This is a genomic window from Achromobacter sp. ACM03, assembly GCF_014851665.1.
In the GTDB taxonomy this organism is placed as follows: domain Bacteria; phylum Pseudomonadota; class Gammaproteobacteria; order Burkholderiales; family Burkholderiaceae_B; genus Achromobacter; species Achromobacter aegrifaciens.
On sequence record NZ_JACVAD010000001.1, the window covers coordinates 1,215,887 to 1,238,683 of the forward strand.

The following is a 22,797-nucleotide window of genomic DNA, read 5'->3' on the forward strand; positions in this document are numbered from 1 at the left end:
ATGTCCAAATATCTGACTAATCTCGTAGTTTTCTTGGCGGGTCTGGCCGTCGTGGGCTGGATCGGCGTGGGCTATGCGGGCACCAACCCGCTGGCGCTGGCCGTGACCTTGCTGATAGCCGTCTGTTACCTGGCCGGCGCGCTGGAACTGCTGCGCTACCAGCAGGCGACATCCTCGTTGACGCGCGCGCTCTCGGGCCTGTCCGAAGCGCCCGGCAATCTGGGATCCTGGCTGGACCAGTTGCCGCCGGGCCTGCGCAACGCCGCGCGGCTGCGCATCGAAGGCGAGCGCGCGGGCCTGCCCGGACCGGCGCTGACGCCGTACCTGGTCGGCCTGCTGGTGCTGCTGGGCATGCTGGGCACTTTCCTGGGCATGGTCGTGACCCTGCGCGGCACCGGCCTGGCGCTGGAAAGCGCCACCGATCTGGCCGCCATCCGCGCCTCGCTCGCCGCGCCGGTCAAGGGCCTGGGCTTTGCCTTCGGCACCTCGATCGCCGGCGTGGCCAGCTCCGCCATGCTGGGCCTGCTGGCAGCCCTGTGCCGCCGCGAACGCGTGCGCGCCGCGCAACTGCTGGACAGCAAGGCCTCGACCACGCTGCGCGTGTACTCGCAGGGCTATCAGCGCGAGGAATCCTTCAAGCTGCTGCAACGCCAGGCTGAAGTCATGCAGCGCCAGGCGGAAGCCATGCCTACCCTGGTGGACAAGCTGCAAGCCATGATGAGCGACATGGCCCGCCAGAACCAGGCCCTGAGCGACCGCCACATGGCCAGCCAGGACGCGTTCCAGGGCAAGGCCGAGGCGGCCTATTCGCGCCTGGCCGCCGTCATGGAACAGTCCATGAAGGAAAGCGTGTCGCAAAGCGCGCGCTCGGCCGGCGCCGCCCTGCAACCCGTGGTGGAAGCGACGATGGCCAGCCTGTCGCGCGAAACCGCGTCCCTGCAGGACACCGTGACGCAAGCCGTGCAGCGCCAACTGGAAGGACTGACCTCGGGCTTCCAGGCCACCACCAGCAATGTCGCCGGCATCTGGAACCAGGCCCTGGCCGGCCAGCAGCGCGCCAGCGAGGCCCTGTCCCAGGACCTGCGCGCCTCGCTCGACCACTTCGCCCAGACCTTCGAACAGCGCTCGGCCGCCCTGCTGGACAGCGTGTCCTCGCGCCTGGAGGAATCGTCGGGCAGCATGTCGCAAGCCTGGACCCAGGCGCTGTCGCGCCAGGAGCAGGCCAGCGAAAAACTGGCGGGCGACAATCTGCAGGCCCTGACCGCGGCCGCAGCCAGCTTCGAGCAGCATTCGGCCTCGCTCTTGCGCACGCTGAACCAATCGCACACCTTGCTGCAGTCCGAGCTGGCCTCGCGCGACCAGCAGCGCCTGGCCGCCTGGACCGACACCCTGGGCGCCATGGGCGCCACGCTGCGCCAGGAATGGGAACAGTCCGGCGCGCAGGCCGCCGAACGCCAGGAAGCCATCAGCGCCACGCTGGCGCAGACCGTGCGCGACATCACCGCGCAGGCCGAAGTCCAGGCCCGGCTGCTGGAAGGCGTATCCGCCCGCATGGAAGCGGCCGCCAACGGCGTCTCGGAACAATGGGCCACCGCGCTGGCACGCCAGGAACGGGCTGGCGAAAAGCTGGCAGGCGACAACCGCGAGGCCCTGGCCGCCGCGGCCGCCACGTTCGAACAGCATTCCGCGGCCCTGCTGCAGACGCTGGACCAGTCGCACACGCAATTGCAGGCCGCGCTGGCCTCGCGCGACCAGGAACGCCTGGCCGCCTGGACCGGCACGCTCACCGCCATGGCCGCCACGCTGAGCCAGGAATGGCAGCAGGCTGGCGCCGACACCGTGGCCCGCCAACAGGCCGCCAGCGATACGCTGGCCCAGACCGCGCGCGACATCGCCGCCCAGACGCAGGCCCAGGCCGGCATGCTGGAAAGCGTATCGGCCCGCCTGGAAACGGCGGCAGGCAGCGTCACCCAGGCCTGGACCGAGGCGCAAGCCCGCCAGGAACAGGCCAACGCCAAGCTGGCCGGCGACAACCAGCAAGCGCTGGAAACCGCCGCCGCCACCTTCGAACAGCATTCCGCGGCCCTGCTGCAAACGCTGAACCAGTCGCACGCCGAATTGCAGGCCGCGCTGGCCTCACGCGACCAGGAACGCCTGGCTGCCTGGACCGGCACCCTCACCGCCATGGCCGCCAAGCTCGGCCAGGAATGGGAACAGGCCGGCACCCAGGCCGCCCTGCGCCAGCTGGAAGTCAACGACACCCTGGCCCAGACCGCGCGCGACGTTTCGGCGCAAACCCAGGCCCAGGCGGGCTTGCTGGAAAGCGTATCGACTCGCCTGGAAACGGCGGCTACCGGCGTCACCCAGGCCTGGACCGAGGCGCAGGCGCGCCAGGAGCAGGCCAACGCCAAACTGGCCGGCGACACCCAGCAAGCGCTGGAAACCGCCGCCGCCGCCTTCGAACAGCATTCCGCCGCCCTGCTGCAAACGCTGGATCAGTCGCATGCCGAATTGCAGGCCGCGCTGGCCTCTCGCGACCAGGAACGCCTGGCCGCCTGGACGGGCACGCTCACCGCCATGGCCGCCAAGCTCGGCCAGGAGTGGGAACAGGCCGGCACCCAGGCCGCCCTGCGCCAGCTGGAAGTCAACGACACCCTGGCCCAGACCGCGCGCGACATTACCGCCCAGACCCAGGCTCAGGCTGGCCTGCTGGAAAGCGTGTCGGCCCGCCTGGAAACGGCGGCCACCGGCGTCACCCAGGCCTGGACCGAGGCGCAGGCACGCCAGGAGCAAGCCAACGCCAAGCTGGCCGGCGACAACCAGCAGGCGCTGGAAACCGCCGCCGCGGCATTCGAACAACACTCCGCCGCCCTGCTGCAAACGCTGGAGCAATCGCAGACGGACCTGCAGAATGCGCTCGCCGCCGAGGAAGAAGCGCGCCTGGAAGTCTGGACCGGCAAGCTCGGCACGATCGCCGACTCGCTGCGCACCGAATGGGAACAGACCAGTTCCTACACCGCCAACCAGCAGCAGCAGATCTGCGACACGCTGGCCATCACGGCGCAGGACATCAGCGCGCAGACCCAGGCCAGCGCCAACGACACCATCGCCGAGATCGGCCGCCTGGTGCAGGCCGCCTCTGAAGCGCCGCGCGCCGCCGCCGAAGTCATCGGCGAACTGCGCCAGAAGCTCTCCGACAGCATGGAGCGCGACAACGACATGCTGGAAGAACGCAACCGCCTGCTGGAAACCCTGGGCACCCTGCTGGACGCCGTCAACCACACCGCCGCCGAGCAACGCACGGCCGTGGACGCGCTGGTATCTTCGTCGGCGGAGCTGCTGGACCGCGTCGGCACGCAGTTCACCGAACAGGCGCAGGCCGAAACCGGCAAGCTGGCCGAAGTGGCCGCACAGGTCGCCAGCGGGGCCGCCGAAGTGGCCAGCCTGGGCGAATCCTTCGGTACTGCGGTGCAGCTCTTCGGCGAGTCCAACGACAAGCTGGTGGCGCACCTGCAACGCATCGAAGCGGCGCTGGACAAGTCCATCGCGCGCGGCGACGAGCAGCTCTCCTACTACGTGGCGCAGGCCCGTGAAGTGGTGGACCTGAGCATGGTGTCGCAGAAGCAGATCATCGAGAACCTGCAGCAGCTCGCTATTCAGCGCGCGACGGCCGGAGCGGAAGCGGCATGAGCGAGGACATCGACGGCGGCGTGGAGCCCACAGTCCCGGCCTGGGCCGTCTTCGGCGACCTGATGTCGGTGCTGCTGGGCGCTTTCGTCCTGATCCTGGTGAGCGTCGTCGCCGTGCAGCTGCAGCTGTCCACCCAGCTGGAGGAAGAGGTCAAGCAGCGCCAGGTCGAAACCCAGCGCCGCGAAACGCTGGAGCAGGCGCTGGCGGGTCCGCTGGCCGCCGGCCGCGTGACCCTGATCGACGGCCGCATCGGCATCAGCGGCAGCGTCCTGTTCGCCCTGAACTCGGACCAACTGCAGCCCGAGGGCCGTGAAGTCCTGAAAAGCCTGATCGAACCCCTGTCTGCCTATCTGAAGTCGCACAACGAGATCCTGATGGTCAGCGGCTACACCGACGACCAGCAGGTGCGCGAAGGCAACCGGCGCTTCGCCGACAACTGGGACCTGTCGGCGCAGCGCGCCCTGACGGTGACGCGCGCGCTGATCGACGAGGGCGTGCCTTCGTCGGCCGTATTCGCCGCGGCCTTCGGTTCCGAACAGCCGGTGGCCTCGAACGCGGATGAGGACGGCCGGTCCAAGAACCGCCGGGTCGAAATCGCGCCCATCCCCAAGCCCTCCAGCGACGCCGGGACCTCGCATGGCCAGTGACGGCACCCGCGGCGAAATCATCGACGCCCGGGCCATGCTGGACGCCTGGCGCGAGGCTGGCGCCGACCGTGTGGCCCCGGTCCGCTTCCAGTTCATGGACGCGCTGCAACGGCGCGCAGCCGCACAGGGCGGCGAAGCCCGCAGACTGCTGGACGTCAAGCTGGCGGCGTTGATCCAGGCCTACGAGGCCGAGCTGGAAGGCGCGCCCGTGGATGCGGCCGAATATGCCCCCGCGCCGGCTTCCGCCATCCCGGAACCCGGACCGCTGGCGGCGCTGACGGCTTATATCGCCGATCCCGGCCTCGACGCGCGCGGCGCCGCCGACCTGCGCGCCACCTATCCTGAACTGCAAACGCTGGAGTACTTCCGCGGCGTCTGGTCGCGGGTCAGCGCCGACCGCCAGGTGCGGCAGTCGCAGGAGCAGGTGCACAAGAACGCCGGCCCGCTCAACTCCAATCAGCTGGTGCACCGCGCGCTGTCGCTGATGCGCGAAGTGTCGCCCGGCTATCTGCAGCAGTTCCTGTCGTACACCGACGCGCTGATGTGGATGGAGCAGGTGCACGCCGCCATCGCGCCCCCGCCCAAGGAGGCCGCGCCCCGCGCCGGCGCCAAGAAGGCGGCGCGCGGCAAGGGCCGCTAGCCCCCTCCCGATTTGCGCCCTGCCGCCCATCGGCGGTAAGATACGATCCATATACAAACCATATATGGATCATTAACTCCATGGGCATCGTCAAGATCTCCGAGCAGATGCATGAGAACCTCCGCGTCGCCAGCGGCGCGCTCAGCCGCTCCATCAATTCCCAGGCCGAACACTGGATGCGCATCGGCATGCTGTCCGAGCTCTACCCCGAACTGCGCCACGCCGACATCTGCCAATTGCTGATCCGCATCGAACAGGCCGAGGGCTTCGCCATCGCATCCTTGTCCCAAGGCTTGCCACAGCCAGCCCAGCAGGAGGCCGCGTAAATGGCGAAGAAGGTTTCCATCAAGTCCGCCGCCGACATCGAAATGGCCCGCAAGGCCGGCGCCATGGCGGCGGAAGTGCTGCACATGATTGCCGAGCACGTCCGCCCCGGCGTCACCACCGATGAGCTGGACCGCATCTGCCACGACTACATCGTCAACGTCCAGAAGGCGATACCCGCCAACGTCGGCTACCACGGCTTTCCCAAGACCATCTGCGCCTCGGCCAACCACGTAATCTGCCACGGCATTCCGTCGGCCAAGGTGTTGAAGAACGGCGACATCCTCAACATCGACGTGGCCGTGATCAAGGACGGCTGGTTCGGGGACACCAGCCGCATGTACTACGTGGGCCAGCCCAGCCCGCTGGCGCGGCGCCTGGTCAACACCACCTATGAAGCCATGCGCGCCGGCATCATGGCCGTCAAGCCCGGCGCGACGCTGGGCGATATCGGCCACGCCATTCAGACCGTGGCGCACCGCGAGCACTTCAGCATCGTGCGGGAATACTGCGGCCACGGCATCGGCCAGATCTATCACGACGATCCGCAAGTGCTGCACTACGGCCGCCCAGGCGAAGGCATGGTGCTGCAGCCCGGCATGATGTTCACCATCGAACCCATGATCAACGCCGGCAAGCCCCAGACCAAGCAACTGCCCGACGGCTGGACCGTGGTCACCAAGGACCGCTCGCTGTCGGCGCAATGGGAGCACATGGTGGTCGTGACCGAGACCGGCTACGAAGTGCTGACGCCTTGGCCGGACGGCTTCGGCGACTATCCGCCCATCCCCTGAGAAAGAGGCGAAGCGGCGCGCGCGCCTTGCCCATGGCAAGGAACGGAGTGCCGGAGGACAAGGGCACGATCATGATCGTGCCCTTGTCGTTTCCGCCGTCCGCGCCCCATGCCCGCCCTGCCCTCAGCGTTCCGCCGCCTGGCCGCCTCCAACCTGGCCGCCCAATTCTCCGAACAGATGGCGCTTGCGGCCGCCCCGCTGGTCGCGGTGCTGGCGCTGGGCGCCAGCGCTGCCGAGACGGGCTATCTGCAGACGGCCCAGACCCTGCCCTTCCTGCTGCTGTCCCTGCCCGCCGGCGTGCTGGCCGACCGGATGTCACGGCGCGCCCTGATGACCGCCGCCGAATGCGTGCGCGCCGCCAGCCTGCTGGGCCTGCTGGCGCTGCTGGCCACGGGCGGACTTAATCTGGGCTGGCTGGCCGCGCTGGGCTTCCTGGGCGCGGTGGGCACGGTCGCCTACAACGTGGCCGCGCCGGCGCTGGTGCCGCGGCTGGTCCCGCCCGCCGGACTTGCCAGCGCCAACCGCTGGCTGGAACTGGCCCGCAGTACCGCTTTTTCCGCAGGGCCAGCCGCCGGCGGCGCGCTGGTCGGGTGGATGGGCGCGCCCTCGGCGTATGTGCTGGCCACCGTGCTGTCGCTGCTGGCGGCCCTGCTGCTGGCCGGCCTGCCCCACGACACTCCCGGCCCAGCGCCGCGCCGCCGCGTGCTGGAGGAACTGCGCGAGGGCGCGGCGTTCGTCCTCACGCATCCGCTGCTGCGCCCGGTGCTGGTGACCGCCGTATTCTTCAATACCGCCTGGTTCGTGCTGCAGGCCATCTACGTGGCCTACGCCATCGAACGGCTGGGCCTGTCGGCCACGGCCGTCGGCCTGACGCTGGGCGTGTATGGCGGCGGCATGGTGGCCGGCGCCTTGCTCGCGCCCTGGCTCGCACAGCGGCTGAGCTTCGGCGGCATGATCGCCGCCGGCCCTCTGGCCGCGCTGATCGCAAGCGCCATCCTGCTCTCCACGCTGGCGTTTCCGTCCGGCGCGTGGGCGGCAGCGGGCTTCTTCCTGTTCGGTGCGGGTCCCATCCTCTGGACCATCACCACCACCACGCTGCGCCAGGCAATCACCCCCAACGCCCTGCTGGGCCGCGTGTCCGCCGTCATCCTGACCGCCACCTTCGGCGCCCGCCCGGTCGGCGCGCTGATCGGCGCCGCGCTTGCCGCCCGCGCCGGCGTCGAAGCCTGCCTGTGGGTATCGACCGCCGGCTTTGCCGTGCAATTCGTGGTGCTGTATACCTCGCCGGTGCTGCGCCTGCGCACCCAGCCCGAAGCCGGCGCCTATTGAACGCTGTTGCGCACGCAAAACCGGCAATCTGTATCTGTGCGCGCCCGCCGCCGCCCGCTAGACTGCCCCGGTCAGTCAACACGGCGACGGCAAGATGCTGAAGATCCTGGGTAAAGCCTCATCCATCAACGTGCGCAAGGTGCTCTGGGCCTGCGCCGAACTGGACCTGCCTTTCGAGCGTGAAGATTGGGGCTCCGGGTTCCAACCCACCAGCGAGCCCGCCTTCCTGGCGCTGAATCCGAACGCGATGGTGCCGGTCATCCAGGACGGCGACTTCGTGCTGTGGGAGTCCAACAGCATCATCCGCTACCTGGCCGCGCAATACGGCGGGCTGGACCTGTACCCCGCCGAACCCAGGCTGCGCGCCCGCGTCGACCAATGGATGGACTGGCAGGCCACCGACCTGAATCGTTCCTGGAGCTACGCCTTCATGGCCCTGGTGCGCGAATCTCCCACCCACCGCGACCGCGCCGCGATCGAAGCGTCCTGCCGCGAATGGGCGAGCTTCATGGCGATACTGGACCGGCGCCTGGAACAGGCCGGCGGCTACGTCGCCGGCCCCGCGTTCTCGCTGGCCGACATACCGGTCGGCCTGTCGGTGAACCGCTGGTTCAGCACGCCCTTCGACAAGCCGCGATTGCCGGCCGTCGCCGCGTACTACGACCGCCTCGCCGAACGCGCAGGCTACCGTCTGTACGGCCGCAACGGCACGGCCTGACCGCCCAAGCGGCTACTTCACCACCCCGCAAACCAGCCGGCCGCCCCCGCCGCCCAGCGGCGCCGGCGTATCGCTGTAGTTGTCGCCGCCCACGTGCACCATCACCGCGCGGCCCTTCACATCGGCCAGCTTCAGATGCGGCGCCACCACCGCCTTCGTCGCCGTGCCGTCGGCAGCGACCACGATGAACGGCAGATCGCCCTGATGCCCGTCAGTCGCCATCGGCCCCTTGTGCGCCTTGGTGCCCTTGGGATCGAAATGCCCGCCCGCCGCGCCGCCGGCCGCCATCTGGTTGTTCACCATGCCAGGCTCGCACGAACCCTTCTCATGCACATGGAAGCCGTGCTCGCCGGGCGGCAGGCCCTTCAGATGCGGCGTAAGCTGCAGCCCGCCTTTGGTGTCCTTGAGCGTGATCGTGCCAGCGCTCTTGCCCACGCCGTCCACGCTCAGGAACGACATCGACACGTCTTCCGCCAGCGCCGCGCCAGACGCGCCTGCGAACGCAAGCGCCGCGACCAGCATCGAGATTTTCTTCATGGGGTGCCTCCAAGATACGCGCCCGCAGCCCGCGGACGCCCGGTGGTGCATGGACGGCCCGTGCCGGCCATGCCGGAAAAAACAATAGCATTTGGGTCAGGCCGTCTGCCAGCAATCTTCGTTCCTGATACAAACGCAGATCTTGCAAAAAAGAGCCATCCCGCCACATTCGCGCGAGCGCGCAAAACCCCGACGACACGCCCAACGTACGTCAATTGCGGCCGCCCGGGCGGCCGCAATTGACGGGCATCGCAAGACTCGAAACCGAACCCCGCTCTAGCGGCGCATCAAATCTGTACGCACGTAGCCCGTCGGCGCGGGCGCCTGGGTGGCGAGCAACCTCGATGCGCCCGAGGGAATCTGAAGGGAAGGCCGCAGGCCTGGACGAAGATGACGACGGGGCAGTCCGGAGCGAAGGCTCCGGACCGCAATCGTGGGCGCTCGCCACCCAGGCGCCCGCGCCGACGGGCGGCCTACGAAGCGCAGAAAACAGCAGCCGAATCCTCAACAGCCATCCCATACGGCAATCGCATCACCCTCGAACCAGCAACACGACCGCGTGCAGTGCCACCCCTATCAACCCGCCCACCAAGGTGCCATTGAACCGTATGTACTGCAGATCCTTCCCCACGCTAAGTTCCAGCTCATCCACCAGATGCCGTTCATCCCAATTCTTCACCGTGCGGGAAATGTGCTCCGTGACCCCGCTACGCAAGCGCCCCGTCAACCTCCGCGCCCCGCCCAGCACGTGATTGTTGATCGCCTCCCGCAACCCCGGATCCTCCCCCAGCTTGCGCCCCAAGGCCAGCAATGCGCTCTCCAGATGCCGCGCCAGCGCCGAATCCTCCGATGACAGATCGCGCCTCAGCGCCGCATGGATATCGTCCCACAGCCCCTGCACGTACTCCTGCACCTTCGGATGATCGATCGCCCGCTGCTTCAGCGCCTCCACCTGCGCCGACAAGGCCGGATCATCCTTCAGCCGCCGGATGTAATCCTGCACCCAGGCTTCATAATCCCGCCGCACCGGATGCCCAGGCTCGGACAGCACGTCCCGCAGTTCCTCCACCAGCGCCCGCGCCAGCCGGTCCGCCAGATTGTCGGCAATTCCGTCCACCGACTTCACCACGTCCACCGCCGCAATGATGCGCGGCCATTCCTTCTTCGCGAACTTCACCAGCAAGCTCGAGGCCCGCGCCTTCACGTCCTCGTCGCCCAGATAGCCGCCCAGCCGCTCCAGCGCCGCGTCCAGCAGCTCCTGATGCCGCCCGTCGCGCGTCAACAGACCCAATACCTCGCCCGCCGTATCCGCCGCGTCCCAGCGCCGCAGGTTCTTCACCACGAACTCCTGGATCACCCCGCGCACCGCCCGGTCGTCCAGCAGGTCCAGCGTCTGCAAGGCCACATTGCGCGCCCCCTCGCTCAAGGCCCGCGCCTGCCGCGGGCGCCCCAGCCAGCGCGCCAGGCGCGCCGCGGGATCGAACACCCGCAGCTTCTCCATCAGCGTGTCCGGATCCAGGAAATGGTCGCGCACGAACACCGCCAGGTTGTCCCCGATGCGGTCCTTGTTGCTGGGAATGATGGCCGTATGCGGAATCGGCAGCCCCATCGGCCGGCGGAACAGCGCCACCACCGCGAACCAGTCGGCCAGAGCGCCCACCGTGGCGGCCTCACAGAACGCCCGCACCCAGGCCCAGGCGCCCTGCCCGCCCATGACGTGACTGGTGATGAAACCGCAGACCATCGCCACCAACAGCGCCAGCGCGGCGATCTTCATGCGCCGCAACTGCGTGCGGCGCGCTTCGGAAGCCAGCGCGGAATGCGTGGCGGCGGAACGGGGCATCTCTGTCATGGGGTCTCCGGAAACGACAGACCCAGCATAACAATTACGGCCCGCAGCGGCGTCAGCCCAGCGGCGGCAGCATGTTGAACAGCAGCACCATGATGAGCCCGACCACCGACACGATGGACTGCACCACCGAAATCGTCTTGGTCGCTTCGCCCATGGTCATGCCGAAGGACTCCTTCACCATCCAGAAGCCTGCGTGATTGGCGTAGTTGAAGAACAGCGAGCCGCAGCCGATGGCCAGCGCCAGGAGCGGCAGGTTCAGGCTGGGATCGGCGCCCGCCAGCGGCGCCAGCAAGCCCGCCGCGCCCACGATACCGACCGTGGCCGATCCGGTGGACACCGACAGCAGCATGGCGATCAGCCAGCCCAGCACCAGCGACGGCAAAGAAAACTGATGGGTCAGCTGCACGATGGCATCGCCCACCTTGGCGCTGGTCAGCACCTGCTGGAACGCGCCGCCGCCCGCGATGATGAGCATGATGCCGGCGATGGGCTTGAGGCTCTTGCCCATGGCGTCGCGCAGCTTTTCCGCGTCGCCGCCGCGCATCAGCACCAGGGTGAAGGCGGCGAACAGCACGCCCAGCAGCATCGCGACCATCGGGTCGCCCAGGAACGCCGCCACGTGCATGGCGCGCGAGTCCTTGGGCAGCAGCATTTCCGCGCCCGCGTGCACCAGCATCAGCAAGGCGGGCAGCAAGGCCGCCAGCACCCCCAGGCCTACGCTGGGCGCATTGCGGCCGGCAGCCTCCTGGCGGGTGGTGGTGAACTGTTCCAACAGCGCCTCGTCCGGACGCGTCGTCATGCGCGGCGAAATGAAAGCGCCATACAAGGGGCCGCCGAAGACCATGGCCGGCAGCGCCGCGATGAAGCCGTAGATCATGGTCGGCCCCACCGTGGTCTTGAGCGTGGCGATGGCGGTCAGCGGCCCCGGATGCGGGGGCACCATGCCGTGCATTGCCGCCAGCGCCGAGATCACCGGCACGCCCACGTACACGTAGGCCGAGCCCTTGAATCGCTGCTGGCTTTCCAGCTTGCGCGCCACGCTGAAGATCAGCGGCAGCATCACCACCAGGCCGACCTCGAAGAACATCGGTATGCCGATGACGAAGGCCACCAGGGTCATGGCCCAGGGAATCATGCGCGGCGAAGTATGGCTGAGGATGGCATTGGCCAGGCGTTCGGTCGTGCCCGAGTCGGCCAGGATCTTGCCCAGCATCGCCCCCAGCGCGATCACCACGCCCACCGCGCCCAGCGTCTTGCCGGCGCCATTGCTCAGGTTCTTGACGATGGCCACGGGCTCCATGCCGGTGGCGAACCCCACGCCGATGGAGACGATCAATAGCGCCAGCAGCGGATGCATGCGGATGCGCGAAACGATCAGCGCAACCAGCACCAGCACGCTAGCCAGCGCGGTAAGAAGCAATTGGACGTCGGAAGAGGACATGGACGGGCCTGGAAAAAATGGGCGCGGCCCTGCGGCCGCTTGCCGATAGGAACACGGATTTTATGCCCGCCAAGCTGAACGGCCAGTCAGGAAAGGCGCGCGTCCAGGGCCTGCACGCGCCTCAGCGGGCTGGCCCCGCTAGCCTGCCGCCTCCAGCAATCCCGGCCTGCCTTCGTGCGCGGCCTGGGCGCGCTCCAGGATGAATTCGATGATCATCGAGATCGCCCGCGGGTGGTGGCGATTGGGCATGTACAGCATGTACATGCCGCGCCCGAAGATGCTGAGCCGCCATTGCGGCAACGCGGCCACCAGTTCGCCGCGCGCAATGTCGTCGTGCACCACGTAGTCCGGCACCACGCCCACGCCCAGCCCCGCCAGCGTCGCGTCGCGCAGGAACGCGTAGTTGCGCGAAATCACCGTCGGCTCCAGCACCACATGCTGCCGCGGCTGGCCGCCGTAGTAGGCCGAAAGCCGCAAGGGCCGGCCGATGACCGCCGCGCTGATGATGGGCGTGCGCGACAGCTCTTCCGGATGCTGCGGCAGGCCCCGGGCGGCGGCATAGTCCCGCGAGGCGCAGGCCACGTAGCGGACCTGGCCCAGCTCGCGCGCCACCAGGTTCTGCGGCGGCTCGGACATGATGCGCACCGCGATATCGACCTCGTCGCGCAGCAGGTCATCCACGCTGTTCTCGAACAACACGTCCAGCACGATATCCGGATAGGTCCGCTTGAATTCCAGCAGCCAGGGCGTCATCACGAACTGCCCGTAGCCGCTGGGTACGCTCAGCCTGACCTTGCCCTGCGGCGTCTTGCCCAGGGTCTCGACGGATTCACGCGCCGCGGCGAGTTCGTCCTGGATGCTGCGCCCGTGGTGATACAGCTTCAGTCCGATTTCTGTCGGCTCCACATGCCTCGTTGTGCGCCGCACCAGCTGCATGCCTACCGAGCGTTCCAGCTGATTCAAGTGGTAGCTGACGTTAGCGCGCGTCATCTTCAGGCGGCGCGCGGCCTCGCTGAGGTTGCCCGCGTCCAGGATTTCCACCAGCAACGTCAGGGATTTGGTGTCCATTCCGGGCCTCCACGCCGCAGCAAGTTACCTCCACATTGTCAAATTTTTTTGACTTCAATGTCAATTATCGATGCCATTGTCAAGACTTCTTTACTGCGAAAGAATGAGGCCATAAAAGACGGGCCGTTCCTGGTCCGCCCGGCCCTAGCCCTCGCCCCCAGCGGCGCTCCGGCGGCAGGCCTCATCGGAGACACTGTCCATGACAGACAGCGCAAGCACCGGCGCGGCCAACGCGCGCCGCTATGACGACATTCTCGTCGTCACCATCGACCATCCCCCCGTCAATGCCCTGAGCGCCGCCGTGCGCGGCGATCTGGCCGCGGCCGTGCGCGACGCCCAGGCCGATCCGCAGGTCCGCGCCATCCTGCTGATGGGCGCGGGCAAGAACTTCATCGCGGGCGCCGACATCCGCGAATTCGGCAAGCCGCCGCAGCCGCCCATCCTGCCCGACGTCTGCAACCAGATCGAAGCCAGCGCCAAGCTGGTGGTTGCCGCGCTGCACGGCGCGGCGCTGGGCGGCGGACTGGAAGTGGCGCTGGCGGCGCACTACCGCGTCGCGCTCGCGGGCGCCAAGCTGGGCCTGCCCGAAGTGAACCTGGGCCTGCTGCCCGGCGCCGGCGGCACCCAGCGCGCGCCGCGCCTCATGGGCGCGCAGGCCGCGCTGGATTTGATGCTGACCGGCAAGCACCTCTCTGCCGGCGCCGCCCTGGAAGCCGGATTGGTGGACGCGCTCTCCAGCGAGACCGATCCGCTGGACGCGGGCCTGGCCTACACCCGGCAATTGCTGGCGATCGGCGCGGGTCCGCGCCGCACCCGCGACGCCGACGCGCTCGCCGACCGGACCGCCGCGCTGGCCCAGGTCGAGGCAGCGGCCGAACGCGTGGCGCGGACCACCCGTGGGCTGTACTCGCCCGGCAAGATAGTCGAAGCCGTGCGCGCCGCCATCGAGCAGCCCTTCGAGGATGGCCTGCGCACCGAACGCGCGCTGTTCCTGCAATGCCTGGACAGCCCGCAGCGGGCGGGCCTGGTGCATGCCTTCTTCGCTGAACGCGACACGGCCAAGATGCCGGGCCAGCAAGCGGCCCGGCCGCGGCGCCTGGAGCGTATCGGCATCGTCGGCGGCGGCACCATGGGCGCGGGCATCGCCGTCTCGGCGCTGGACGCCGGCTTTCCCGTGACCATGGTCGAGCAGGACGATGCCGCGCTGGAACGCGGGCGTGGCCGCGTCGCGCAGGTCTACGAGCTGCTGGTCAAGAAAGGCCGGATCAGCGCCGACGAGCGCGACGCCCGCATGGCGCGCTACACCGGCTCGACCCGCTCCGAGGCGCTGGACGACGCCGATCTCATCATCGAAGCCGTGTTCGAAGACATGGCGGTCAAGCAAGCCGTGTTCGCGCAGCTGGACCGCGTCGCCAAGCCCGGCGCGGTGCTGGCCACCAATACCTCGTACCTGGACGTCAACCTCATCGCCGCCGCCACGCGCGGGCCCGCCGACGTACTGGGCCTGCACTTCTTTTCGCCGGCCAACATCATGAAGCTGCTGGAAGTCGTGGTGGGCGAGCACACCGCGCCCGACACCGTGGCCACCGGCTTCGAACTGGCGCGGCGCCTGCGCAAGATCCCGGTGCGCGCGGGCGTGTGCGATGGCTTCATCGGCAACCGCATCCTGGCCGTGCACCGCCAGGCGGCGGACATGATGATGGAAGACGGCGCGTCGCCCTACGAGATCGACGCCGCCGTGCGCGACTTCGGTTATCCCATGGGTCCCTACCAGATGGCGGACCTGGCCGGCGGCGACATCGGCTGGGCCACACGCAAGCGCCGCGCGCCCACCCGCGACCCAGCACTGCGCTACGTGCAGATTCCCGACCGGCTGTGCGAACGGGGCTGGTTCGGCCAGAAGACGGGCCGCGGCTTCTACCTGTACCCCGACGGCGCGCGCCAAGGCGAACCAGACCCCGAAGTCCTCGCCATCATCGACGCCGAACGCGCACGCGCCGGCGTCACGCCGCGCGCCTACACGCAAGAAGACATCCAGCGCCGCTATCTGGCCGCCATGATCAACGAAGCGGCCAATGTGCTGCACCAAGGCATCGCGCAGCGCCCGTCCGACATTGACGTGGTGTTCCTGTCCGGCTACGGCTTTCCGCGCCATCGCGGCGGTCCCATGCACTACGCCGACAGCGTGGGGCTGGACCGCGTGCTGGCGGATATCCGCAGCTACGCGCAGGAAGACCCCGCCTTCTGGAAGCCTTCGCCGCTGCTGGTGCAACTGGCCGAATCCGGCCGCCCATTCGCCAGCCTGAACCAGGCTGCCTGACCCGGACTCCACACAGGAACACGCCATGCGCGAAGCCGTCATCGTCTCCACCGCCCGCACCCCCATCACCAAGGCGGGGCGCGGCGAATTCAACCTCATCGCCGGCCCCACGCTGGCCGCGCACGCCGTGCGCGCCGCCGTCGACCGGGCCGGCATGGACCCGGCCCTGATCGAAGACGCGTTCATCGGCTGCGGCTATCCGGAAGGCGCCACGGGTCGCAACATAGGCCGCCAGGCCGTGATCCGCGCCGGCCTGCCGGTCAGCGTGGGCGGCGCTACCGTCAACCGCTATTGCGCCTCCGGCCTGCAGGCCATCGCCTCGGCCGCCAGCCGCATCGTCATGGACGGCGCCCCCGCGATGATCGCCGGCGGCGTGGAACTCGTGTCGCAGATCCGCACCCGCGACGACGGCGTGAGCGGCATGGATCCGTGGATCGTGGCAAACAAGCCCGAGCTCTACCTGCCCATGATCGAAACCGCCGACATCGTCGCGGCCCGCTACAGCATCAGCCGTGAAGCCCAGGACCATTTCGCCGCGCAAAGCCAGGCGCGTACCGAAGCCGCGCAGGCCGCTGGACGGTATCTGGAAGAGATCGTTCCGGTCACCACGACCATGTCCGTCACCGACCGCGCCACCGGCGCCGTCAGCGAGCGCGAAGTGACCGTGGACCGCGACACCTGCAACCGCCCCGGCACCACCTACGACGCCCTGGCCTCGCTGGCCCCTGTGCGCGGCGCCGGCCAGTTCGTCACGGCAGGCAATGCCTCGCAGTTGTCGGACGGCGCCGCCGCCTGCGTGCTGATGGAAGCCGCTGAAGCCCAGCGCGCCGGCATCACGCCGCTGGGCGCGTTCCGCGGCCTGGCGATCGCCGGCTGCGAACCCGACGAGATGGGCATAGGCCCCGTCTACGCCGTGCCCAAGCTGCTTGCGCGCCACGGCCTCAAGGTGCAGGACATCGACCTCTGGGAACTGAACGAGGCCTTCGCCTCGCAAGCCCTGTATTGCCAGCAAAAGCTGGGCATTCCGATGGACCGCCTGAACGTGGACGGCGGCGCCATCGCCCTGGGCCACCCCTTCGGCGTCACCGGCGCCCGTCTGGCCGGCCACGTGCTGATCGAAGGCCGCCGCCGCGGCGCCCGCTATGCCGTCGTCACCATGTGCGTGGGCGGCGGCATGGGCGCGGCCGGCCTGTTTGAAATCTACTGAGGATCCCCCATGGACCTGGAATTCACCCCCGAAGAAAACGCCTTCCGCGATGAAGTGCGGGCCTTTCTCGCCAGCAAGCTGCCCGAGCGCCTGTCCGCCAAGGTCGCGCAGGGCAAGCTGCTGACGCGCGCCGACATGGTCGAGTGGCACGCCATCCTCAACCAGCAAGGCTGGCTCGCCAGCCATTGGCCGATGGAATACGGCGGCACCGGCTGGAGCGCCGTGCAGAAGTACATCTTCGAAAACGAATGCGCGCTGGCCGGCGCGCCGCGCATCGTGCCCTTTGGCCTGAGCATGCTGGGCCCGGTGCTGATCAAGTACGGCAGCGAGGCGCAGCGCCGCCACTGGCTGCCGCGCATCCTGGACGGTTCCGACTGGTGGTGCCAGGGCTATTCCGAACCCGGCGCGGGCTCGGACCTGGCCTCGGTCAAGACCACCGCCGTGCGCGACGGCGACAGCTACGTGGTCAACGGCCAGAAGACCTGGACCACGCTGGGCCAGTACGCCAACATGATCTTCTGCCTGGTGCGCACGTCACAGGAAGGCCGACGCCAGGAAGGCATCAGCTTCCTGCTGATCGACATGGCGAGCCCCGGCGTGGAAGTGCGCCCCATCATCACCCTGGACGGCGAGCACGAAGTCAATGAAGTGTTCTTCTCCGACGTGCGGGTGCCTGCGGCCAACCTGGTGGGCGAGGAGAACCGCGGCTGGACCTGCGCCAAGTACCTGCTGACCTACGAACGCACCAACATCGCCGGCGTTGGACAATCCACGGCAGCGCTGGAACGCCTGAAAACGGTAGCCGCAAGACTACGCAAGCACGGACGTCCGCTATCGGAAGACCCGGACTTCGCCGCGCGGCTGGCGCGCGTCGAGATCGAGCTGGCCAACATGCGCACCACCAACCTGCGCGTGGTCGCGGCGGTGGCCGGCGGCGGCGCGCCCGGCGCCGAAAGCTCCATGCTGAAGATCCGCGGCACCCAGATCCGCCAGGAGATCAGCGCGCTGAACCGCCGCGCCATGGGCCCCTATGCCCGCCCCTTCGTGCCCGAAGCGCTGCACGACGGCTATGACGCACCGCCCATCGGCCCCCACGGCGCCGAGAGCGCCGCCGCGCAGTACTTCAACAACCGCAAGCTGTCGATCTTCGGCGGCTCCAATGAAATCCAGAAGAACATCATCTCCAAGATGATCCTCGGACTGTAAGGGCCGGCCATGAATTTTGAACACACCGAAGACCGGCGCATGCTCTCCGACATGCTGCGCCGCTTTGTCGCCGAACAGAGCGACTTCGCCACGCGCGACCGCAATGCCCGCTCGGAGCGGGGCTACAGCCTGGAGCTGTGGCAGCGCTATGCCGAACTCGGCGCCATCGGCGCCCTGTTTGCCGAAGCAGACGGCGGACTGGGCGGGACCGGCTTCGACATTTCCGTCGTGTTCGAAGCGCTGGGCCGCGGCCTGGCCGTCGAACCGCTGCTGGACGCGCTCATGGTCGGCAGCGCCATCGCCGAAGCCGGCACGCCGGCCCAGCGCGAGGCCCTTGAAGGCCTGATCGCGGGCAGCATCACGGCCTCGCTGGCCCACGCCGAACCCGGCTCCGGCTATGAACTGGCGCACGTCGAGACCCGCGCCGAACGCACTGCAGACGGCTGGGTGCTCAACGGCGCCAAGGCCGTGGTCGCGGCGGGCGAGCACGCCGACCTGTTCCTGATCCCGGCCCGCAGCGCGGGCGGGCCGGACGACGAGGCCGGCATCAGCCTGTTCCTGGTCAGCGCCGGCACGCCCGGCCTGACGCTGCGCGGCTATGGCCTGATCGATGGCGGCCGCGCGGCCGAATTGGTGCTCGACGGAGTGCAGCTTGCGCCAGAAGCCTTGCTGGGCGAGGCCGGCGCAGGCTACCCGCTGCTGGAACGCGCCGCCGGGCGCGGCATCCTGGCGCTGTGCGCCGAAGCCGTCGGCGCCATGGACTGCGCTCGCGACGCCACTCTGGAATACCTGCGCACGCGCCGCCAGTTCGGCGCTCCCATCGGCAGCTTCCAGGCGCTGCAACACCGCATGGCCGACGTGCTGCTGGAGATCGAACAGGCGCGTTCGTCCGTGATCAACGCCGCGGCCGCGCTGGACCACCCGGACCGCGCCACCCGCGAGCGCGCGCTGTCCGCCGCCAAGTACACCATCGGCCGCATCGGCACCCTGGTGGCTGAAGAGAGCATCCAGCTGCACGGCGGCATCGGCATGACCTGGGAGCTGCCCCTGGCGCACTATGCCAAGCGCCTGGTCATGATCGACCACCAACTGGGCGACGAAGACCATCACCTGCGGCGCTACATCGCGCTGGGGCAGGCCTGAGCGGAGGACCACGCCCATGACCCAGGTCCATGCCGCCCCGCCCCTCTCGCCGCCTTTTGCGGCCCCATTCCCCGTGCGCAGCGCGGCGGACGTGCAGCGGCTGCAAGCCCGGCCGCTGACCGAGACGCTCACGGTGCAGAGCACCTACGAGATCTTCCGCAACTCGGCCGCGGCTTTCGGCGACAAGACCGCGCTGACCTTTCTGCGCAGCGCCGATCCCGGCGACACGCCGGTGCGCTGGAGCTACCGCGAACTGCTGGCCGGCATCCACCAGACCGCCAACCTGCTGCATGAACTGGGCGTGGGCCCGGGCGACGCCGTCGGCATCCTGCTGCCCGGCTGCCTGGAGTACCACCTGGCGCTCTGGGGCGGCGAGGCCGCCGGCATCGTCCAGCCCTTGAATCCCCTGCTGGCCGAGGACAAGCTCGCCTCCCTCATGACCACGGCGCGCGCCAAGGTACTGATCGCCTACGGGTCCGACGTGGAATGCGGCTCCTGGTCCAAGGCGCTGCGCCTGCGCGAACGCGTGCCCACGTTGCACACGCTGCTGCGCGTGGCCCCGTTGGACGAGCCGCCCTCGGCCCGCCCGGCGCTGCCGGATCATGCGCTGGACTTCAATGCCGCGCGCGCCGTGCAGCCGGTCGACCGCCTGGTCAGCAACCGGAAAATCCACGCCGGCGACGTGGCCGCCTATTTCCATACCGGCGGTACCACCGGCGCGCCCAAGCTCGCCATCCACACCCACGCAAACCAGGTCTTCAGCGCCTGGGCCGCGGTGCAATTGCAGAACGCCGGACCGGACGACGTGGTCATCAACGGCTATCCGCTGTTCCATGTGGCGGGCGTGTTGCCGGCATCGCTGGCCGCCCTGTCGGCGGGCGTGGAAACCGTCATCCCCACCACCCTGCTGCTGCGCAACCGCGACGTGCTGCGCAACTACTGGCGCCTGGTCGAACACCACCGCGCCACCTCGCTGCAAGGCGTGCCGACCATCCTCGCCGCGTTGGCCGAAGTGCCGCTGGCCGGCGCCGACATCTCGTCGTTGCGCTATTGCCGCACCGGCGCCGCGCCCCTGCCCGCCGAGCTGGCCGCTCGCTTCAAACGGCTGTTCGGACTGCACGTCAACGAAAGCCTGGGCATGACGGAGATGGCGGGCATCTCCACCATCTCGCCGCCAGGCTGCGAGTTTCCGGTCGGCTGCGTCGGCTTTCCGCTGCCCTACGTGCAGGTGCGCATCGTCGGCCTGGACGTGCCGGCCGGCGCGCCCGCGCGCGACCTGCCCGCCGGCAAGCCCGGCATGGTGCTGTTCAAGGCGCCCAACGTCATCCCCGGCTTTCTTGATTCCGAAGACACGGCGCGCGCTTTCACCGAGGACGGCTGGCTCATCAGCGGCGACGTCGGCTACCTGGACCCGGACGGCCGGCTACATCTGCAGGGCCGCGCCAAGGACCTGATCATCCGCAGCGGCCACAACATCGATCCCAAGACTATCGAGGACGCGCTCGCATCGCACCCGTCGGTGCAGCTCTGCGCCGCCGTCGGCGCCCCCGACGCCTATGCCGGCGAACTGCCCATCGCCTTTGTCACGCTGGCCGAAGGCGCCCAGGTCCCGGAAGCCGAACTGCTGGCCTATGCCGCCGAGCACGTGGACGAAAGCCCGGCGCGGCCCAAGCGCGTCATCGTGCTGGACAGCATGCCCATGACCAACGTGGGCAAGATCTACAAGCCCGACCTGCGCCGCCTGGCCACCGCGGTATCGGCCCAGGCCGTGGTGGCGCGCACCTTGCAGGAAGCCGGCCTGATCGACGACGGCGCGCTGTTCCGCGTACAGGCCGACGCTCAACCCGAGGTCGCAGTCCAGGCCGACGCCCGCGCGTCCGCGGCGCTAAAGGCCAGCCTGCGCGACGCGCTGGCCCGCTTACCGGTCAAGGTCGCCCTGCGCGACTGAGCAGTCCCCCTCCCACACACAACAACACCCCAGGAGACAAACCCATGACCCATAAGCCCCTGCGGCGCGCCTGCCTCGGCGCCGCGCTGCTCTCGATGGCCGGCATTGCATTGCCCTTCGCCGCCGGCGCGCAAGGCGCCTATCCGTCCAAGCCCATCACGCTGATCGTGCCCTTCCCGGCTGGCGGCTCCACCGACCGTCACATGCGTATCGTGGCGCAGGACGCCTCCAAATACCTGGGCCAGCCCGTCGTCGTGGAAAACCGGCCCGGCGCCGGCGGCACCCTGGGCCCCGCCACCATGGCCAAGACCGCCAAGCCCGACGGCTACACCATTACCCTGTACACCCTGGCCATGCTGCGCATGCCCTACATGCAGAAAAGCAGCTGGGACCCCATCAACGACTTCACCTTCATTCTCGGTTTGTCCGGCTATACCTTCGGCTTCACCGTCCGCTCCGACTCGCCGTACAAGACCTTCAACGAATACATCGAGGCGGCGCGCAAGGCGCCCGGCACCATCGACTATGGCTCCACCGGCATCGGTTCGTCGCCGCACCTGCTGATCGAGGAAGTCGCCATCAACGCCAAGGTGAAACTGAACCACGTGCCGTTCAAGGGCAACGCCGACATGCAACAGGCCCTGCTGGGCGGTCACGTCATGGCGCAAAGCGACGCCACCGGCTGGGACCAGTTCGTGGATTCCGGCAAGATGCGCCTGCTGGTAACCTTCGGCGAAAAGCGCACCACGCGCTGGCCCGACGTGCCCACCGCCCAGGAACTGGGCTACAAGGTCGTGTCCACCTCGCCCTATGGCCTGGCCGGCCCCAAGGGCATGGATCCCGCGGTGGTGAAGACGCTGCACGACGCCTTCAAGAAGGCGCTGTTCGACCCCGCCAGCATGGACGTCATGAAGCAGCTGAACCAGGAGCCCGCCTACCGCAACAGCCAGGACTACAAGGAATGGGCGCAGGCCACCTACGTCAAGGAAAAAGGCTTGATCGAGTACCTGGGCTTGATGGCGAAGTAATAATGGCGGCGCCGCCTTCAGCGCAGCGCCGCAACCTCGATTGATCTGGCGCCGCAGGCTTCTACCAGTTCAGGATCGTGGCTGGCGAACAGCACCACCCGATCCTGCGCCCAGGTCTTGAACTGTTCTGCCAGCACGCCGCGCGCCTGCGCATCCAGGCCGTTGCTGGCCCCATCCGCAATGATGACGGCCGGGTCGCCCAGGGCGGCGGCCGTCAGGTAGACCTTGCGCCGCGTGCCCGTGGACATCTGCTCGAAGCGCTTGTCCAGATGCGGCTGCAGTCCCAGCCGGAACGCCAGGTCCAGCACGCTGTCGGCCAGCGGCACGTTCTTCTCGGCCGCAACCTGCTCCAACAAACCACGCCCCGTCTGCGCGGGCAATGCCATGCAATTGTCGGGCACATAGGCCAGGCGGGACCGCGCTTGCGTCGGCGCCTGGGTCAGCGCATGTCCGTCGATCCAGACCTCTCCCGCATCCGGCGCGATCACGCCCGCAATGATGCCCAGCAGCGTGGACTTGCCGGTGCTGTCTTCTTCGCACAACGCCACGCATCCGGGCGTGAACGTATGGGTCAGCCCCTGGAAGACGAGATGGTCGCCGTAGCGTTTGCCGAGATTGTCGATTCGTAGCATGGCCGGGAGTGTACGCAGGAATGCGGCGCTCGGCCATCACCGCCTCGGCGTGGCGTCAACGCAGCAAATGTGAACGGAATTCAAATTTTTCCACGTTGACAGTGCGGAAATCCGCATTTTTGCCGTACATTACGCGGCGTAAATAAATGTTAATTTTCCGCAAAACATTTCGACTTTTGTAACGGTTGCCTCGCCCGTTCATGCTATCGGCTCGCTGAGCGACCTACCACCAAGACGCATTTAGTTTCATTTAAATCAATACAACATCCAATT

Annotated in this window: 18 protein-coding genes; 13 read left to right on the forward strand and 5 right to left on the reverse strand. The window is 68.3% G+C overall.

What is annotated here, in order from left to right:
• From IB257_RS05575 to IB257_RS05605, 7 genes are all read left to right on the forward strand, one after another.
• Complete coding sequence (locus tag IB257_RS05575; RefSeq protein WP_192491977.1) at positions 1-3,690, forward strand: DUF802 domain-containing protein; 3,690 nt, start codon at positions 1-3, stop codon at positions 3,688-3,690.
• Positions 3,687-4,337 carry an OmpA family protein gene (locus tag IB257_RS05580; protein ID WP_054456414.1) on the forward strand — a complete coding sequence of 217 codons (651 nt, stop codon included), beginning with the start codon at positions 3,687-3,689 and terminating at the stop codon, positions 4,335-4,337. Before IB257_RS05575 ends, IB257_RS05580 begins: the two co-directional genes overlap by 4 nt.
• The gene (locus IB257_RS05585; protein WP_192491978.1) at positions 4,327-4,977 is read left to right on the forward strand and encodes a DUF2894 domain-containing protein; all 651 of its coding nucleotides are present in this window, start codon (positions 4,327-4,329) and stop codon (positions 4,975-4,977) included. The genes IB257_RS05580 and IB257_RS05585 overlap by 11 nt, the downstream gene beginning before the upstream one ends.
• Positions 4,978-5,057: 80 nt before the next feature.
• The gene (locus IB257_RS05590) at positions 5,058-5,303 is read left to right on the forward strand and encodes a ParD-like family protein (RefSeq protein ID WP_054456412.1); all 246 of its coding nucleotides are present in this window, start codon (positions 5,058-5,060) and stop codon (positions 5,301-5,303) included.
• A complete protein-coding gene (gene map / locus IB257_RS05595) occupies positions 5,304-6,095 on the forward strand; it encodes a type I methionyl aminopeptidase (RefSeq protein WP_054456411.1) in 792 nt (263 codons plus the stop codon).
• A 108-nt stretch (positions 6,096-6,203) separates the two neighbouring features.
• Positions 6,204-7,424 carry an MFS transporter gene (locus IB257_RS05600; RefSeq protein ID WP_175181289.1) on the forward strand — a complete coding sequence of 407 codons (1,221 nt, stop codon included), beginning with the start codon at positions 6,204-6,206 and terminating at the stop codon, positions 7,422-7,424.
• 94 nt (positions 7,425-7,518) lie between these two features.
• Positions 7,519-8,142 carry a glutathione S-transferase family protein gene (locus IB257_RS05605; protein ID WP_192491979.1) on the forward strand — a complete coding sequence of 208 codons (624 nt, stop codon included), beginning with the start codon at positions 7,519-7,521 and terminating at the stop codon, positions 8,140-8,142.
• Between the two features lie 12 nt (positions 8,143-8,154).
• Here the strand turns inward: IB257_RS05605 and sodC are convergent, their stop codons facing one another.
• From sodC to IB257_RS05625, 4 genes are all read right to left on the reverse strand, one after another.
• Complete coding sequence (gene sodC / locus IB257_RS05610; RefSeq protein WP_054456408.1) at positions 8,155-8,679, reverse strand: superoxide dismutase family protein; 525 nt, start codon at positions 8,677-8,679, stop codon at positions 8,155-8,157.
• Positions 8,680-9,211: 532 nt separating this feature from the next.
• Positions 9,212-10,531 (reverse strand): DUF445 domain-containing protein, encoded by a 1,320-nt coding sequence (locus IB257_RS05615; RefSeq protein WP_082401160.1) that lies wholly within the window; start codon positions 10,529-10,531, stop codon positions 9,212-9,214.
• A 52-nt stretch (positions 10,532-10,583) separates the two neighbouring features.
• Complete coding sequence (locus IB257_RS05620) at positions 10,584-11,972, reverse strand: GntP family permease (RefSeq protein WP_192491980.1); 1,389 nt, start codon at positions 11,970-11,972, stop codon at positions 10,584-10,586.
• A 138-nt stretch (positions 11,973-12,110) separates the two neighbouring features.
• Entirely contained in the window at positions 12,111-13,040 is a 930-nt protein-coding gene (locus tag IB257_RS05625; protein WP_054456406.1) for a LysR family transcriptional regulator, read from the reverse strand.
• A gap of 199 nt (positions 13,041-13,239) precedes the next feature.
• On the opposite strand from IB257_RS05625, the gene IB257_RS05630 reads away from it, so the two are divergent.
• The 6 genes from IB257_RS05630 to IB257_RS05655 are packed head-to-tail and all read left to right on the forward strand — an operon-like array spanning position 13,240 to position 21,892.
• Positions 13,240-15,360 (forward strand): 3-hydroxyacyl-CoA dehydrogenase NAD-binding domain-containing protein, encoded by a 2,121-nt coding sequence (locus IB257_RS05630; RefSeq protein WP_192491981.1) that lies wholly within the window; start codon positions 13,240-13,242, stop codon positions 15,358-15,360.
• A 25-nt stretch (positions 15,361-15,385) separates the two neighbouring features.
• On the forward strand, positions 15,386-16,567 hold the full coding sequence (locus tag IB257_RS05635) for an acetyl-CoA C-acyltransferase (protein ID WP_192491982.1): 1,182 nt from the start codon (positions 15,386-15,388) through the stop codon (positions 16,565-16,567).
• A gap of 9 nt (positions 16,568-16,576) precedes the next feature.
• On the forward strand, positions 16,577-17,773 hold the full coding sequence (locus IB257_RS05640; RefSeq protein ID WP_192491983.1) for an acyl-CoA dehydrogenase family protein: 1,197 nt from the start codon (positions 16,577-16,579) through the stop codon (positions 17,771-17,773).
• Positions 17,774-17,782: 9 nt separating this feature from the next.
• Positions 17,783-18,916 (forward strand): acyl-CoA dehydrogenase family protein, encoded by a 1,134-nt coding sequence (locus IB257_RS05645; protein WP_175213533.1) that lies wholly within the window; start codon positions 17,783-17,785, stop codon positions 18,914-18,916.
• 16 nt (positions 18,917-18,932) lie between these two features.
• On the forward strand, positions 18,933-20,864 hold the full coding sequence (locus IB257_RS05650; RefSeq protein ID WP_192491984.1) for an acyl-CoA synthetase: 1,932 nt from the start codon (positions 18,933-18,935) through the stop codon (positions 20,862-20,864).
• Between the two features lie 44 nt (positions 20,865-20,908).
• A complete protein-coding gene (locus IB257_RS05655; RefSeq protein ID WP_192491985.1) occupies positions 20,909-21,892 on the forward strand; it encodes a tripartite tricarboxylate transporter substrate binding protein in 984 nt (327 codons plus the stop codon).
• A gap of 17 nt (positions 21,893-21,909) precedes the next feature.
• Here IB257_RS05655 and IB257_RS05660 read toward each other — a convergent pair whose 3' ends face one another.
• On the reverse strand, positions 21,910-22,524 hold the full coding sequence (locus IB257_RS05660) for an ATP-binding cassette domain-containing protein (RefSeq protein WP_192491986.1): 615 nt from the start codon (positions 22,522-22,524) through the stop codon (positions 21,910-21,912).
• Positions 22,525-22,797: the final 273 nt, after the last annotated feature.

What these genes read in the sequence shown, in the direction of transcription:
- IB257_RS05575 (WP_192491977.1), top strand. Translation starts at nt 1, where the DNA reads ATGTCCAAATATCTGACTAATCTCGTAGTTTTCTTGGCGGGTCTGGCC.
- IB257_RS05580 (WP_054456414.1), top strand. Translation starts at nt 3,687, where the DNA reads ATGAGCGAGGACATCGACGGCGGCGTGGAGCCCACAGTCCCGGCCTGG.
- IB257_RS05585 (WP_192491978.1), top strand. Translation starts at nt 4,327, where the DNA reads ATGGCCAGTGACGGCACCCGCGGCGAAATCATCGACGCCCGGGCCATG.
- IB257_RS05590 (WP_054456412.1), top strand. Translation starts at nt 5,058, where the DNA reads ATGGGCATCGTCAAGATCTCCGAGCAGATGCATGAGAACCTCCGCGTC.
- map (WP_054456411.1), top strand. Translation starts at nt 5,304, where the DNA reads ATGGCGAAGAAGGTTTCCATCAAGTCCGCCGCCGACATCGAAATGGCC.
- IB257_RS05600 (WP_175181289.1), top strand. Translation starts at nt 6,204, where the DNA reads ATGCCCGCCCTGCCCTCAGCGTTCCGCCGCCTGGCCGCCTCCAACCTG.
- IB257_RS05605 (WP_192491979.1), top strand. Translation starts at nt 7,519, where the DNA reads ATGCTGAAGATCCTGGGTAAAGCCTCATCCATCAACGTGCGCAAGGTG.
- sodC (WP_054456408.1), bottom strand. Translation starts at nt 8,679, where the DNA reads ATGAAGAAAATCTCGATGCTGGTCGCGGCGCTTGCGTTCGCAGGCGCG.
- IB257_RS05615 (WP_082401160.1), bottom strand. Translation starts at nt 10,531, where the DNA reads ATGACAGAGATGCCCCGTTCCGCCGCCACGCATTCCGCGCTGGCTTCC.
- IB257_RS05620 (WP_192491980.1), bottom strand. Translation starts at nt 11,972, where the DNA reads ATGTCCTCTTCCGACGTCCAATTGCTTCTTACCGCGCTGGCTAGCGTG.
- IB257_RS05625 (WP_054456406.1), bottom strand. Translation starts at nt 13,040, where the DNA reads ATGGACACCAAATCCCTGACGTTGCTGGTGGAAATCCTGGACGCGGGC.
- IB257_RS05630 (WP_192491981.1), top strand. Translation starts at nt 13,240, where the DNA reads ATGACAGACAGCGCAAGCACCGGCGCGGCCAACGCGCGCCGCTATGAC.
- IB257_RS05635 (WP_192491982.1), top strand. Translation starts at nt 15,386, where the DNA reads ATGCGCGAAGCCGTCATCGTCTCCACCGCCCGCACCCCCATCACCAAG.
- IB257_RS05640 (WP_192491983.1), top strand. Translation starts at nt 16,577, where the DNA reads ATGGACCTGGAATTCACCCCCGAAGAAAACGCCTTCCGCGATGAAGTG.
- IB257_RS05645 (WP_175213533.1), top strand. Translation starts at nt 17,783, where the DNA reads ATGAATTTTGAACACACCGAAGACCGGCGCATGCTCTCCGACATGCTG.
- IB257_RS05650 (WP_192491984.1), top strand. Translation starts at nt 18,933, where the DNA reads ATGACCCAGGTCCATGCCGCCCCGCCCCTCTCGCCGCCTTTTGCGGCC.
- IB257_RS05655 (WP_192491985.1), top strand. Translation starts at nt 20,909, where the DNA reads ATGACCCATAAGCCCCTGCGGCGCGCCTGCCTCGGCGCCGCGCTGCTC.
- IB257_RS05660 (WP_192491986.1), bottom strand. Translation starts at nt 22,524, where the DNA reads ATGCTACGAATCGACAATCTCGGCAAACGCTACGGCGACCATCTCGTC.